This is a genomic window from Faecalibacterium sp. Marseille-Q0746 (assembly GCF_017377595.1).
GTDB classification, from domain to species: domain Bacteria; phylum Bacillota; class Clostridia; order Oscillospirales; family Ruminococcaceae; genus Faecalibacterium; species Faecalibacterium duncaniae.
In genome coordinates, this window is record NZ_JAFREI010000004.1 from 135,018 (window position 1) to 148,915 (window position 13,898).

A 13,898-nucleotide genomic window follows, 5' to 3' on the forward strand; every position below is an offset into this window, starting at 1 on the left:
CCGTATCATAACAACTGCAATCGAAAATTGCAAGAGGAAATTGAAAAATAGTACACCTATCAGGACGAGTACGGCAAGAGCTGCGACAAATGGGAGAGCTTTCCCACCAAGGAGGAGGCGGTGAAACGCCAGAAGCAGATCGAGCACGAGCTGGCGACCGGCAATTTCCTGATCCCGTCCACCGTGACGGTAGCAGAGTTCCTGATGGACTGGCTGCCCAAGCAGTGCAGCAAGCACAAATGGGCACCCAAGACCTACCAGTCCAATCTGGCCCTCATCCAGAACCTCATCATCCCCTATATCGGGGAGATGCAGATGCAGAAGCTGCGGCCTTAGCACATCGAAGCCCTGTACGACACCCTGAGCAAGACCCCTTGCGGACAATATGTGGGCGGCAAGCGGCGAGACCTTTCGCCCAAGCAGCAAAAGCGCACCCTCTCCGGCACTACCCTCCATGAGGTCCATCAGCTTCTGCACAATTCCTTTCTGCTGGCGGTGGAGTGGGGCAAGAAGTTTGAAAGCGGCTTCTATGCCAAGCCCGACACCCCCAGCCCGCAGGCTGTACCCGCCGCTGGCGAACCCACCATCTCCATGACAGCTCTTTTGGAATTGCTCAAGGATGCCGACCCGGAAATGAAGGTAAAGCTGCGCCTGGCCCTGCTCACCTGATGCAAAAAAAGGGCACTGATTGCAATGCAATACAGCGCCCTACATAATCGGACATGGAAAACACCGACCGTGCAAAAACCGTGCAGAAACCGTGCACCCATGGCTTACAAAACAAAAAAGCCATGAAATCTTTCGATTTCACGGCATTTTCTGGTGCAGTAAAGCAATCTAAATCCGAACCATTTCCCTCGGATGCAATTTCTGACGCTTCTCCAAAGGTGACGGTCTGTGTTCCTTCTTTATAATTGAAGGTTATCAAAACCTTATCATCATACAGGTAAATCGCATTGATGAAGGTATCCACCAGTGCCTGCCGCTGGTCTTTCAGGCTCATATCCAGCTTGCGGAACCGCAGCAGCCAGAACCGGATGAACTCCTCCGTGACCTTGGGCTTTGCCAGCTTCTCTTCTGCAATGCGGGCTTCAAGCTCACGCTTGGTTTCTTCCAGCTGCTCCAACCGCTCCTTGGTGGAACTGGTCAGGATTCCAACCTGAATCGCATTGAGCATATTCTGGATACCCGATTCCGCATCTCGAAGCTGCTTTTCATAAAGGGGAATGTTGGTGTTTTCCTTATTTTGCAGTTCCATCACCTTGGCGATGATGGACTCCATAGCGGCATCGTCTTTCACAAGCTGCATGGTCTGGTTGACCACCAGATCTTCCAGCCACTGTTTGCGGACGGTCTTTTTCTTGCAGCCCTTGTGCTTTTTGGCAGTGGCACATTTATAGTAGCGGTGGACTTCACCCGTCCGGCTTGTGCCGCTTTCGCCAAACATCAACGCCCCACAGTAGCCGCAGAACAGCTTGGTGGTGAGCAGGTAGTCATCCTCTGCCTTTCTACGGGCAGGGGCTTTCTTGTTTTTGGCGATTTTCTCCTGCACATCCTCAAACAGTTCCAGCGGAATGATGGGCGGGATAGCATCCGGTACGACCACATCCCGGAATTTCAGTTCTCCGATGTACCGCCGGTTTTTGAGCATATGTTCGACGCTGTTATAGGTAAACGCACCGCCCACCGGGTTCTTGATGCCGTTTTCGTTCAGCCAGTCCCGGATCTCCTTCATGGTGGAGCCTTCATTGTACTTCCTGAACGATTCCAGCACAAAAGGAGAGGTGAGAGGGTCAATATGGAACTTCCTCTCAGAATCCAGCGTGTAGCCAAAAGTTCCACGTCCACCGTTGCAGCGTCCTTTCAGGATGTTCTCGGTCTGTCCACGCACGACCTTCTCGGCAAGGTCAGCGGAATAATACTCGGCATAACCTTCCAGCACCGATTCCAGAATGATGCCCTCCGGCCCCTCGGAGATGATCTCGGTGGCAGACATGAGCTTGACACCATTCTTCTTCAGCTGGGTCTTGTACCGGGCACTGTCGTAGCGGTTCCGGGCAAAACGGTCAAGCTTCCAGACCAGCACAATGTCAAACAGCTTTTTGTCGCTGTCTTTTATCATCTGCTGAAACTCCGGGCGGTTGTCCGTTTTGGCAGAGATGGCACGGTCAATGTAGTGCTTGACGATGGTGATGCCATTCTTTTCCGCATAGGCAGTGCATTCACGAATCTGGCCTTCAATGGATTCTTCGCGCTGGTTATCCGATGAATAGCGGGCATAGATCACGGCGGTCATGGCAAGCACCTCCATTTTATACGTCATTGAACGGTAATACGTTCATTAAAGCAATGTTTCGTATAATGTATATACCACAGTTTTGCCCTGATTGCAAGCCCAATGATTTATTTTCATGATTCCAACAGACAAATTGTCTTAAGATTATATTCCGAGCAAAATGTGAAGTCCAAGCCCGGCCACGCCGCACAGGCACATGGTCAGGATGGGATTCCACTTGAGCTTCCGTAGCACAAAAAATGCCGATGCAAAACTGCCGATGCCGATCCAGTCTACGTTGGCAAGCGTCTTTGCACTCTCTCCGAACACCACCATAGACAGTATAGAAAGACCTGCACCAAAGATAAGTGCTACAATGACCGGACGCAGGCAGGCCAGAACACTTTGCAGCAGAGAAATATCCTTGTATTTACGATAGATGTAGGATAGAAGTGAAACAAAGAACAGCGCCGGTGTAATGCAACCTAGTGTTGCAATGATGGCTCCGGGTACCTGCGCGATACGCAAACCAACAAAAGTTGCCGAGTTGACCGCAATGGGACCAGGGGTCATTTCTGCAATCGTGATGAGGTCAGTAAACTCCTGCATCGTCAGCCAGCCATGTTGTTCCACCACTTGGCTCTGGATCAGCGGCATGGCCGCATAGCCGCCGCCTACGCTGAACATACCCACCTGCAAAAAGCTGAGAAAAAGCTGTAAGTAGATCATTTTGCACCACCTTTTTTCCACTGGACCAGAGCCAGCACCACGCCGAATACTGCAGCGGCAAGGATGACCACCACCACATTGACATCAAACACCGTATTTGCGACAAACGCTGCGACCATCAGGACAATATACACCCATGAGCGGGTCTTCAGCACCTTGCCGCCGAGGTCGAATACAACATCCAGAATGACCGCCGCCACACCAGCCTGCATTCCCTTGAGTAACAACGCGATATAGCGATTGGTGGCAAAAGCATTGTAGAACACAGAAATGACTGAAAGAATGACCATAGGTGGGATGATGGTGCCCAACACTGCCACGATCATTCCAATCAAGCCTTCTACCTGCCAGCCTACCAGAATTGCAGCATTGACCGCGATTGCGCCCGGAGAGGACTGCGCCAACGCTGTCATATCCAGCATTTCCTGTTCATCGATCCAGTGCAGCTCATCTACAAATTTTTTCTTCATAAAGGTCACGATGACAAAGCCGCCGCCGAAGGTAAAGCTGCTAATGTACAGCGTACTCAAAAACAGCTTCCAAAGCCGTGCTAACCGTGTACCGTATGTTTTATTTTCATCCATACAAGTTTTCTTCTCCTTTTTTGATTTTCGGACAACTATATTTGTTTTCTTACTATTTCAAACAGCTTTTAACTGTTACTGCTTGCGAAAGCCCGTATTTTCCGGTATCCTTGTTTTAAGAACTGCGAAGCACGGAGGGAATCTCTATGAAACATAATACATTTCTCGTCAAGCCAGCGTCCAGCCTGTGCAATCTGCGTTGCCGGTACTGCTTTTATGACGATGTTTCCAACAGCCGAGCCTGCAAAAATATGGGACTGCTTTCCCATGAAATGGCAGGAGAACTGGTTGAAAAGGCTTTTGCAGCCACAGAGGAAGGCGGCAGCGTCCATTTTCTGTTTCAGGGCGGCGAACCGACTCTTGCCGGGTTGGATTTCTTCCGGTTCTTTCTGGAAACGGAGCGTTCCATGCAGCGCAATATCTCTGTGTTCCACAGCATCCAGACCAATGGCATTTGTCTGGATGAAGAGTGGGCTTCCTTTTTCAAAGCCAACTCTTTCCTCGTAGGCCTCTCTCTGGACGGCACACAGGAGAACCATGATCTCTATCGGCTGGACGCAGCTGGGCAGGGCACATGGGATAAAGTAACTCATGCGCTTGCGCTGCTGGATGCCTACAGGGTCGAAACGAATCTGCTCTGTGTTGTAACCGGACAGCTGGCCAGAAAGCCGCAGCGAGCCTTCAAAAGCCTCTGCGAGTTGGGACAGCACAATCTGCAATTCATCCCATGTCTTGACCCACTTGATACGATTGGAGGGCAGGCATATTCTCTAACGCCGGAACTTTATGGTCGTTTTCTGTGCGGCGTCTTTGATACTTGGTATCAGCAGCTGCAACGAGGCAATTATATCAGCGTTCGCAATTTTGAGGACTATCTGCGTATCCTGCTGGGAATGCCGCCTACCTCCTGCGCTTCCTCCGGTTCCTGTGGACATTATCTTACCGTAGAAGGTGACGGAAGCCTTTATCCCTGTGACTTTTATGTTCTGGATGAGTGGAAGCTGGGAAATCTGAGCCACTGTACCGTTGAAGATGCGCTTGATTCTCCCACAAGCCAGACATTTCTGGCACAGGGCCGCAAACGCCCGGCGGAATGCGCAGCATGTGCTTATCAGCTGCTCTGCCGGGGCGGATGCAAGCGAGATTGGGATGCCTCTGGAAGCAACCGCTTTTGCGCAGCGTATAAGCAGTTCTTTGCCTATGTGCTTCCGCGCCTGCATACTGCTGCACATTTTCTGGCACAACAAAACCGGTAAAGAGATTCTCCCGGAGAGCAGTACTGCCTCCGGGAGAATCTTTATTTTACCTTTTTGAGCTTCCGGATGGAATGGCCATCGTAGAGGATGGGCTTCATGACATAAGTGTAGTTCCGGTCATCGCATTCGCCGGTGGAAATCATCTCCATAAGCCGCAGCGCAAGCTGACGTCCCATCTCGAAGCCTTGCTCCACGGAGCAGGTAACATCCTCCTGCCGATAAGTTTCTTCGGAATAATCAAAACAGACCAGCGAATAATCTTCGGGTACAGTCTTCCCCATTTTCTGCAGGGTTTTCATGACCAGCCGATAGATGATGTAGTTGCAGCAGACGATAGCGGTGCATTTAGGGATGCTCTTCAGAAATCTTTCAATGGAACGGACATAGCTTTCGTTGTGGGCTTCGTCCGAAATACACCACTTGATGTAATCATCGTTCAGTTCCAAACCACGATTTCGCATCGCTTCCGCCATGCCTTGAAACTTTTCTACGCTCTGGTAGTTGTCGTACACGAAGATGCCTGCAATGTGGCTGTGTCCGGCATCCATCAGGCGTTCTATCAGCTGATGGGCACATTCGATATCATTGATCGTTACGCGGGGGCAGCGCAAGTTCCGATAGAAGTTGTTGTAGAATATCACCGGGATCTTACGTCGGTAAAGCTCCTTGTAGCAGTCAAGATTTGGGCTGAGGATGCTCGATTTGACACCATCCACGATGAAACCGTGAAAATTCTGATGTACCACAGTCTCCAGACAGCGGCGTTCGTTGCAGAATTTGTTATCGGTCAGAAATACATGGAGGTCTACCTGCTCCTGCGTCAGGACACTGCGAACCCCTTCGATTAATCCCGAATTTGCACTCGTATCCTGACCTTGCAAAACAAGGCCGATCTTATAAAGTGCATCCTCGGTGTTCAAATCGCGCGTCATCACCTTTTCCCGGTGGAAATAGGTGCCGCTCCCTTTGACTTTGTACACGATTCCTTCATTCACCAATCGGTCAATGGCAACTCGAATCGTTTCCCGGCTGACGCCCAGCTTTCGGCAGAGTGCATTTTCCGAGGGCAGTCGTTGATTTCCAGAAAACTTGTTTTCGTCGATATAAGCCAGAAGCCAACGATATACCTGAGCAGATTTTTTCTCAGCAGCCGAGAGCATGGGCAAACGCTCCTTTTCAGTCGGTGATGGTGGGGCGGGTGCCTTCTGCGTGCTGTATCCAGTTCAGCAAGCGCTCACGAAGCTCCGCTTTGACGTCGGCGTATGCAGGATCTGCGACAACATTGTTCAGCTGCCACGGGTCTTTCTGCATATCATAGAGGAAGTCGTCCGCATACACATCAGATGCCGCAGCCTCGCCGCCATTGACACCGGGGGCATAGACAGAGTACATATAATCTGCCGTGCGGATGCAGCGGCCGCAGCGGCTCTCCGAGATTTGGGCGTAGACCTCATTAGCTCTATTATGATTTTTCTTTTCCACAACGTCAAGCAGATTTTCGCCGATCATCTTGTCGCCGACATCCACGCCTGCCAAAGCCAACAGAGTCTTGGGGATGCTCTCGGTGCTGACCAGCTCGGTGACTTCCTTGCCGCCCTTGAACGGGCCGCCGCAGATGACCAGCGGCACATGCAGGCAGCCGTCGTGGCACGAGCGCTTATAGTCATCGTATCCGTTCAGATGGGCGTCGCGGTTGCGGGTCTTGAAATGAGAGCCATGGTCGGAAGCGTAAAGGATAACAGTATTCTCATACAGACCCTTTTCTTTCAGTTTTTCCACCAGCTTGCCGAGGTTCTCGTCGAGGCTTGCGCACTGTCCCAGATAATCCGGATACTCTTCTGCTGCATTGCCGCCCAGAGCCTTCAAGTCTTCGGGGAGGACAAAATCCGCAAATCGCTGCTTCGAGCCGTTGGGGCCTTCGTAGTGGTTGTGGTCATTCTGATGGTGCGGCTCAATTTGGGATACGGTCATGAAGAAGGGCTTTTCGCCGGTGTACTGGTCGAGGTAGTCCAGCGCGAACTGGTTGATGCAGTCAGCACGGTAGCCCTTAAAATCGATGCGGTTGTTGTTCTCGTCGAACACATAGCCGTCGTAGCCGTGGGAGGTAAATTCCAGCACATCGGCTGCACGCCAGTAGCCGGTGTAGCCGCCGCGCAACTCCAACGGAACGGCTGTAATGGTATGGTCAATGGTCGGCTTCTTTTCCAGCTCGCCATCCGAGGCCAGATGCCACTTGCCGACATAGGCAGTTTCGTAGCCGGCATCTTTTTCCATATACTCGCCCAGAGTCTTGATATTCGAGGGCAGCATCAGGTTATTGCGGAAACAGCCTGTCTCAGTGGGGTATTTTCCGGTCTGGAATAGGGCGCGGCAAGGGCCGCACACCGGCTGGGGAGAGAAAGCATTGTCAAATTTTACGCCCTCCTCTGCCAGCTTGTCCAGATTGGGTGTGACGTTGAGCGGCTGGCCGAAGCAGCCGCAGGTATCCCAGCGCTGCTGGTCACTGAAGTAGAAAATAATGTTATATGCCACGGTCTTTACCTCCTTTTACTGTTCCACTTTCGCGTTCTTCGTTTCCTTCATCTTGCCGCGCAGGATGCCGATGATAACCACCACGATTAGCGCGATAAAAATCCAGCAATACACACTGCTGAAGAAGATTTTGGGACTTCCATCCGAGATGAGCAGGGCGCGGCGGAAGTTCGTCTCGGTCATATTGCCCAGCACCATGCCCAGCAGCACAGGGACAGCGGGCAGCTCCAGCTTGCGCATGAACCACGCCATCACGCCGAACACCAGCGCAACGCTCAAATCAAAATAGCTGCTGTTCACCGAGTAAGCACCGGCGAAACAGAAAATCACGATGATGGGGGTCAAGATCTGCTGAGGGATGGAGACGACCTTTGCAAACAGGCTAGTCAGGTATTTGCCCTGCAGGAACATGAAGATGTTCACGAGGATAAGGCCCAGCATGATGGCATACATGATAGCGCCGTCGGTGGTGAACAGCGAGAGACCGGGGTTCAGGCCATTTATCATCAGGGCCGACAACATGATGGCCACGCAGCCGTCGCCGGGGATGCCCAGCGTCAGCAAGGGAATCAGGGTCGCGCCACAGACGGCATTGTTGGCAGACTCAGCAGCCGCAACGCCCTCCACAGAACCGTGGCCGAATTCCTCGGGATGCTTGGACAGGTTCTTCGCAGTGTTGTAGGAGAACCACGAGGCCTCCGACGCACCCGTGCCAGGTACGATACCAACACAGGAACCGATGATAGAACCCATCAGCACTGGTCGGAACATCCGCTTGTATTCATCTTTTGTGATTTTGCCGTCATCATTGCCGATTTTTCCGGCGTGAAGGTTCAACTCATTCCGCTTCAGCTCTGCCTTGCCAATGATTTCCACCAGTGCGAACAAACCGATGAGGGTAACGGCAAGGTCAAGACCCAGATACAGACGGGGAATACCAAATGTAAAGCGGTCATAGCTGGTCATGGGGTCTGCGCCCACACAGGAAATAAGCAAACCAAGGCAGGCGGCGATGATGCCCTTGACAAGGCTCTTACCAGAAACGCCTGCAATAATCGTCATGCCGAACAGGCAGACCATAAAGTACTCCGCCGTGCCGAGCTGTGCCGAAATTTTTGCGACCTGAGGGCCGAGGAAGAGCAGCACCAGCGCAGAGAAGATACCGCCAAAGGTAGATGCATAAAGTGCAATTTTCAACGCCGCCTTAGTGCGGCCCATTTTGGACAGCGGATAGCCGTCCAGCATAGTAGCCGCCGCGTGGGGCGTACCCGGCGTGTTGATAAGGATAGCCGATACCGATCCACCATAGCCACCTGCGCAGTAAATGCCCAACAGGAACATCATGCCGGGAATCGCACGCATGGTATAAGTGACAGGCAGGAATAGGATGATGCAGAGGATAACACTTAATCCCGGGATGGCCGCGAACACGCAGCCAATAAAGACGCCGAGGTTTATCCAGATGATATTTTCGAGGGTGAAAAGCAGCCCGGAGGCCGGGCCGATAAAGTCAAACAAACCCATATTCTGCCTCCTCAGAAACTAACATTCAGCACAAAGTGGAACACGACCCAGATCAGCACAGCCATTGAAACTGTGATGGCATAGTAAAGGGGTTTCTTGCAGCGGAAAAAGACCAGAAATGCCAGTGCGCAGAATACAGCGCCCACAACAAACAGATCCGTGACCTCTGCCAGCAGATAAGTGACCACCAGAATGAGGACGATGACGAGTGCTTTTGTTTCCACCAAAAGATTCAGCGTTTTAGTTTTGGTCGGGCGGTGCATCACCATGTTGTATGCCTCGCGGCCCACCAGAAGGGCGCTCATGGCCAGCATGAGCCAAATCAGCATCGTCGGGAAAGCGCGGCCATTCACAACGTCTTTTTCCGAGATCTGCACCTGCTGCGGCATGATGAGCAGCAGCACGATGCCAATGACCAGAAACAGAATGCCGCAAATCAGGTCTACCGGGTACTCGATGTTCTTCTGTTCGAGCTTTGCGCCCCATTCATCCAGTTTTGCTTCGGCACGTTCTATCAGATTTTTCACTTGTTTCAACTCCTTTTGGAAACATAAAAGCAGGGAGAAGGGGATGTCCCCGTTCCCCCTGCTTCAGCTTTTTGTCGCTATGAGGGCTTTTTATCAGCCTGCCACGATGTCCTTATACTGCTCGACGATGCTCTTGACGTTCTCAATGTGAGCCTTCACATCGTCCTCGGTCATGGTATCGACTTCCAGCAGCATGGTGTCGTTCAGCCACTCGACCATCTCATCATCGGCGAGGATCTTATCATACAGCTCTTTCAGCTCGGCAACCTTTGCGGCGTCAGTACCTTTGCGAGCCATGACGAAGCAGCGGTTGCGGAAGTAGGGGTAGCCCTTGGAGCCAACGCCCTCAACGCCTGCGAAGGGGCCGTTTTCGATAGCCTTGTCATCGAATGCGCAAACCACATCAACGCCGCCCTGCTGGTAGGTCTCAAGAATCTGAGACTGGTGAGAGACCGCGAAGTTCGTTTCACCCTTAGCTACAGCCTGTGCAGCCTCCGCAGCGGACTGGTACGGAGTCAGTTTCAGCTGGTCGCCGGCACCCATAGAGCCGAACAGAGCCGCTGCCAGGAAAGCCTCGGAGCCGGTAGCGCCGTTAACGGCCACGGATACGGGGTTGCCTGCCTTGACATAGGCCTCCAGATCGTCCAGATTCTTGAGGTTCAGTGAAGAATCAGCGGACAGGACGAAGACGGAGGAGTACAAGTTCTCCACGAACTCAAAATCGTCGTAGCTGAACTGCAGCTTGGCCGGATCCAGAGTCTCGGTAATGGCGAACAGACCCTCACCGGCGAAGACCAGTTCCTTATCATTTGCCTTAGTACTGGACACCCAAGTGTTGACAGTAGCAGCATCGCCCTTGACGGCTTCAGCAACCAGTGTGATTTTATTATCAGAATAATCAGGGGACTTGGCAGCAGCCTTTTGGCTGACCATCGCTGCTACACCAGACGGTGCCCACGGGCAGGTAACTTTCCAGCTCTCCTGTTTGCTTCCGCAGCCGGTAAGCATCGACAAAGCAAGGACACCGGCGGTGACCAACGCCGCAATACGCTTTTTCATCATTTTACTCTCCTTTTTTGTTTTGCCTTTTCGTGTGGTAGCAAGCACTTCACCGTGCTTTTGTTACCAACAAGATAACATTTCAAGCAATTTCAAGTCAACAAATTTTTTTATTTTATAAAAAAAGTTGTCTGGTAAAAGAGCTAAATGACCACATCTGTATTTTGCTGTAGAAAACTTATTGTGCACATTGCACATCCGCTTGAATCATCTTTGTGCAGCTTAAATTCTTTCATGATGTAAAGTGTATCATATTCATAATAGAAGTCTTACTATTGTCTCCATTCATAAATAATTTCTTCGGAATCATCTTGACGTACCCTACGAACCATGATATTCTCTATCACAAATCCCACTGAACTTGTAGATTGATTGCAAATCTTCTGCAAAAGTGGTTGGTTATCACCGTGAGCCCCACCACTTCAGTGAGGAAAAATCCACGAAAGAAGCTACCGCCCCGCAACACACCCGATTCATTTTGCCGACGATTCACCCGACAAAATCATCGCTGCGCTGCGTGGGCGGTATTTTTCTTTTACGGGAGCTGCACATTGAAAATTTCATGAGCCGACCGGACGTGATACTGCGCCACAACCTCACACTTTCTGTGGGCGAGCCGGACAACGCCGCTGCACAAACAGGGGCAGGAACTTCGTTCAGGTCAAACGGCGACCCCATTACATGAGCAGAATCACCTCTACTTATTTTTGCGTCTTAACAATTCGGAAATAACTGTCAGAAACGTGTTTTGAGCGAAGCGGTAGAGGGCAAGAACCGTCCCGTGGCCACAAATTTTCAATTCTTGAAAATGTTGTGTTCCATCGGGACTTCACTTCTACAATGCGTCTGCATTTCCGAAGTGATCTTGTTGGGGCGTGCCTGCCCCAAACCCTGCTCATAGTTCGCGCCTGATGGCGCGAACAAACGGCGTGTCGTGCTTACATAACTTCACCGAGGAGTTATCGAACAGACAGGAGGTACAATGACCGAAACGAATGTTCAACCGATTCCTAGCAATTCCCAGCACCACGACACGCCGAACAACAAAACGCACGTCATCAAGTTCCGTGTGACAGCGGAGGAAAAAACGTCACTGGAACTCACTTGCAAACTCCTAAATCTCTCCCTCTCCACTTTTATCCGCCGTGCCATCCACAACGTCAAGATCGAGAAAACAATCATCGTTGCCGGCGGCGGAGAAGAAACCCTCACCGCTGTTTCCACCCTGCTTGCCCAGTGCAGCAAGGTGGGCAGCAATCTCAACCAGCTTGCAAGGCACTTCAATTCCGGCGGTGCGGACACCGAGCAGATCCGGGCGAAACATCTCGGTGACAAGTTCGATAAGGTGGCAGTGCTTGCCACGTTGCAGGCAAACGCCGAACGCAAACCCAAGGCGCAGTTCAAGCAGGATACTATCGGGAAACTGATCGACATCCAGTCGAGGATGACCGAGGGCAAGGGCATTGGCTATAAGCGTTGGCTCACGAAACGCAACCTCAAAGCCATGGCACAGACCTTGATTCTCCTAGAAGAAAAGGGCTTGACTGACGAGGGCGCACTCGACCAGAGAATTACAGAGCTTGATACCAAGTTCCACGATTCGCTGGCGGTGGTGAAAGACCTCGAAGGTCGTATGAAAGCCAACAAAGAGCTGCGCTATCACGTCGCAGCCTACACCAGCACCAAGAGCGTTGCACAGCAGTTAAAAGCTGCAAAACGACCCGCAGCCTTTGAAGAACAGCACCGTGCAGAGCTGACAGCGCACCGGGCGGCAGCAGCCTATTTCAAGGCAAATGATATCACCAAGCTGCCCAGCCCGAAGAAACTGGAAGCCGAGTATGCGCAGCTGGCATCCGAAAAGGCGAAGTTCTACGAGCAGTACAAGGAAACCAAGGAAGAACTGCTCAAACTGAAAACCGCAAAGCAGAATGTTGCGTCCTTTTTCCGGGAGGAAGAACCGGCGCAGCAGGAGAGATAAAGGAGTGTGCGTATGATCAACCTGAAAATCGACCCGGAGTTTCAGTCCCAGATTCCCCCTCTGACCGATGATGAATTTAAGCAGCTTGAAGAAAATATCCTCAAAGAAGGCAAGCTGATTTCTCCTTTGATCGTTTGGAACAATACACTTGTTGACGGTCACAATCGTTATGCAATCCTCCAAAAGCACCCAGAGATTTATTTTTCCACCATGCCGCTCCCGTTTGAAAGCCGGGAAGAAGTTCTCGCTTGGATCTGCAAGAACCAGTTGGGGCGGCGAAACCTGAGCCCCGAACAGAAACGCTATCTGCTTGGGAAACAGTATGAAGCTGAAAAGAAAGCTGCAAAAATCTTTCGGGGTAATCAGTACACTTTAGCAAAGAAAAGTGGTGGTGATCACGGTGATAACCACCACTCTGGAAAGAAAACCTGTGACCGGATCGCAGAGGAAAACGGTGTCAGCCGTGCCTCCGTTCTCCGCGCCAGCCACTATACACGAGGCATCGACATCGCAGACAACCTCTCTCCCGGCATCAAGCAGAAAGTCTTTTCCGGCGAAGTGAAGTTTACCAACGAAGAAATGTCCAAACTCGTGCAGGCAAGTGCCGAGCATCGTTCAGATGTCCTTGCTCAAATCCTGCATCCAGAGGCATTGGAAGTGTTGGAATCTGCCAGCGCAGAATTTGAACCTGAAAAAGCAGAACCCGTTCCCATGCCCACACCACAAACAAAAGAATTCCGGTGCTATCATGTACCGGACGAGTTTATGAAGGTTTACCAATCCTTGAGCCGTGCGACCGAAACGATGAAAAACTCATGGAAGAAAACGCTCAAAAACAATCCCAGCTATTTCACTGACCCGGAAAAGCAAAAGGTTCTCCGCTTCGCAATGCAGAGGCCTGCTAACTACCTGACTGAAATCGAAACCTATCTGGAAAAGGCTCTTGCAGAAGCCCTTGAAGAAGAAAAGACCGCATAACAGCAGACATCTGTAAGCCATCAACGAGCCACCAGCCGCAAGAGCAGGGCGGAAAGCATCCGCGCCCTTGCGCCTGATAAAAATTGGAACTTTGATTTTCTCGCCCGAATTTGCCACGGTGGGACGATCAAAGGAGCGTGCGTTTGAACAAAAAGAAAAAGTCCACAAACACTTCCCCTTATCCCGATGAAATCATCGACCGTCTGGCACGGGCATTCTACCCGGCCATCCTTGCCTGCTGGAACAGCGAGGAAGGCCAGCGGGAGTTTGCCGTATGGCAGGCAGAACAGGCTCATCATGCAAACAACGAAAAACAGGAAGTTCCCACTTGCTGGGTATCCGTAAAACAGTTTTCGAAAAATGACACGGCAACTGCCTGTCAGGATTGGTTACGGAGTACCCGGCTAGGCCGAGGAAGCATCAAGTCCCATGTCCGCACCGTTAAGGTGTTGGGTA

13 protein-coding genes and 1 pseudogene are annotated in these 13,898 nt (G+C 51.4%); 6 read left to right on the forward strand and 8 right to left on the reverse strand.

The annotated features are described in order from the left end of the window. The first annotated feature begins 120 nt into the window (after window positions 1-120). Together J3351_RS14295 and J3351_RS14105 are read left to right on the forward strand one after the other, a co-directional pair. On the forward strand, window positions 121-336 hold the full coding sequence (locus tag J3351_RS14295; RefSeq protein ID WP_307862851.1) for a hypothetical protein: 216 nt from the start codon (window positions 121-123) through the stop codon (window positions 334-336). Window positions 337-387: 51 nt separating this feature from the next. Further along, complete coding sequence (locus J3351_RS14105; protein WP_238078425.1) at window positions 388-669, forward strand: hypothetical protein; 282 nt, start codon at window positions 388-390, stop codon at window positions 667-669. On the opposite strand, the gene J3351_RS04070 is transcribed toward J3351_RS14105, so the two are convergent. From J3351_RS04070 to J3351_RS04080, 3 genes are all read right to left on the reverse strand, one after another. Next, window positions 662-2,296: a recombinase family protein gene (locus J3351_RS04070; RefSeq protein ID WP_242699299.1), complete on the reverse strand. Its 1,635-nt coding sequence runs from the start codon at window positions 2,294-2,296 to the stop codon at window positions 662-664. The two genes, J3351_RS14105 and J3351_RS04070, sit on opposite strands and share 8 nt — an antisense overlap. Before the next feature lie 144 nt (window positions 2,297-2,440). Further along, window positions 2,441-3,004, reverse strand: a complete 564-nt coding sequence (locus tag J3351_RS04075) for a chromate transporter (RefSeq protein ID WP_015536709.1) — start codon at window positions 3,002-3,004, stop codon at window positions 2,441-2,443. Beyond that, window positions 3,001-3,588, reverse strand: a complete 588-nt coding sequence (locus J3351_RS04080; protein ID WP_117535512.1) for a chromate transporter — start codon at window positions 3,586-3,588, stop codon at window positions 3,001-3,003. The genes J3351_RS04075 and J3351_RS04080 overlap by 4 nt, the downstream gene beginning before the upstream one ends. Window positions 3,589-3,734: 146 nt before the next feature. Between J3351_RS04080 and J3351_RS04085 the strand changes: the two genes are divergently transcribed. After that, on the forward strand, window positions 3,735-4,844 hold the full coding sequence (locus J3351_RS04085) for an anaerobic sulfatase maturase (RefSeq protein WP_015536708.1): 1,110 nt from the start codon (window positions 3,735-3,737) through the stop codon (window positions 4,842-4,844). Between the two features lie 41 nt (window positions 4,845-4,885). Here the strand turns inward: J3351_RS04085 and J3351_RS04090 are convergent, their stop codons facing one another. From J3351_RS04090 to J3351_RS04110, 5 genes are all read right to left on the reverse strand, one after another. Then, window positions 4,886-6,004, reverse strand: a complete 1,119-nt coding sequence (locus J3351_RS04090; RefSeq protein ID WP_113991663.1) for a GntR family transcriptional regulator — start codon at window positions 6,002-6,004, stop codon at window positions 4,886-4,888. A gap of 16 nt (window positions 6,005-6,020) precedes the next feature. Further along, entirely contained in the window at window positions 6,021-7,376 is a 1,356-nt protein-coding gene (locus J3351_RS04095) for a sulfatase-like hydrolase/transferase (protein WP_097776425.1), read from the reverse strand. Window positions 7,377-7,391: 15 nt separating this feature from the next. Beyond that, window positions 7,392-8,900, reverse strand: a complete 1,509-nt coding sequence (locus J3351_RS04100) for a tripartite tricarboxylate transporter permease (RefSeq protein ID WP_015536705.1) — start codon at window positions 8,898-8,900, stop codon at window positions 7,392-7,394. A gap of 11 nt (window positions 8,901-8,911) precedes the next feature. Then, window positions 8,912-9,427, reverse strand: coding sequence for a tripartite tricarboxylate transporter TctB family protein (locus tag J3351_RS04105; RefSeq protein WP_113991662.1), 516 nt, complete (start codon window positions 9,425-9,427; stop codon window positions 8,912-8,914). Between the two features lie 93 nt (window positions 9,428-9,520). Beyond that, on the reverse strand, window positions 9,521-10,486 hold the full coding sequence (locus tag J3351_RS04110; RefSeq protein WP_044953587.1) for a tripartite tricarboxylate transporter substrate-binding protein: 966 nt from the start codon (window positions 10,484-10,486) through the stop codon (window positions 9,521-9,523). Between the two features lie 982 nt (window positions 10,487-11,468). Here J3351_RS04110 and J3351_RS14300 point away from each other — a divergent pair. The 3 genes and pseudogenes from J3351_RS14300 to J3351_RS14110 all read left to right on the forward strand — a co-directional run. After that, a pseudogene (locus J3351_RS14300) lies at window positions 11,469-11,870 on the forward strand (mobilization protein); the annotation flags it as partial. Window positions 11,871-12,476: 606 nt separating this feature from the next. Continuing rightward, window positions 12,477-13,442, forward strand: a complete 966-nt coding sequence (locus J3351_RS04120; protein ID WP_207697181.1) for a hypothetical protein — start codon at window positions 12,477-12,479, stop codon at window positions 13,440-13,442. A 137-nt stretch (window positions 13,443-13,579) separates the two neighbouring features. After that, on the forward strand, window positions 13,580-13,898 hold a 319-nt coding region (locus tag J3351_RS14110; RefSeq protein WP_307862852.1), incomplete at its 3' end, for a hypothetical protein.

What these genes read in the sequence shown, in the direction of transcription:
- J3351_RS04090 (WP_113991663.1), bottom strand. Translation starts at nt 6,004, where the DNA reads ATGCTCTCGGCTGCTGAGAAAAAATCTGCTCAGGTATATCGTTGGCTT.
- J3351_RS04085 (WP_015536708.1), top strand. Translation starts at nt 3,735, where the DNA reads ATGAAACATAATACATTTCTCGTCAAGCCAGCGTCCAGCCTGTGCAAT.
- J3351_RS04110 (WP_044953587.1), bottom strand. Translation starts at nt 10,486, where the DNA reads ATGAAAAAGCGTATTGCGGCGTTGGTCACCGCCGGTGTCCTTGCTTTG.
- J3351_RS04120 (WP_207697181.1), top strand. Translation starts at nt 12,477, where the DNA reads ATGATCAACCTGAAAATCGACCCGGAGTTTCAGTCCCAGATTCCCCCT.
- J3351_RS04070 (WP_242699299.1), bottom strand. Translation starts at nt 2,296, where the DNA reads ATGACCGCCGTGATCTATGCCCGCTATTCATCGGATAACCAGCGCGAA.
- J3351_RS04075 (WP_015536709.1), bottom strand. Translation starts at nt 3,004, where the DNA reads ATGATCTACTTACAGCTTTTTCTCAGCTTTTTGCAGGTGGGTATGTTC.
- J3351_RS04080 (WP_117535512.1), bottom strand. Translation starts at nt 3,588, where the DNA reads ATGGATGAAAATAAAACATACGGTACACGGTTAGCACGGCTTTGGAAG.
- J3351_RS04100 (WP_015536705.1), bottom strand. Translation starts at nt 8,900, where the DNA reads ATGGGTTTGTTTGACTTTATCGGCCCGGCCTCCGGGCTGCTTTTCACC.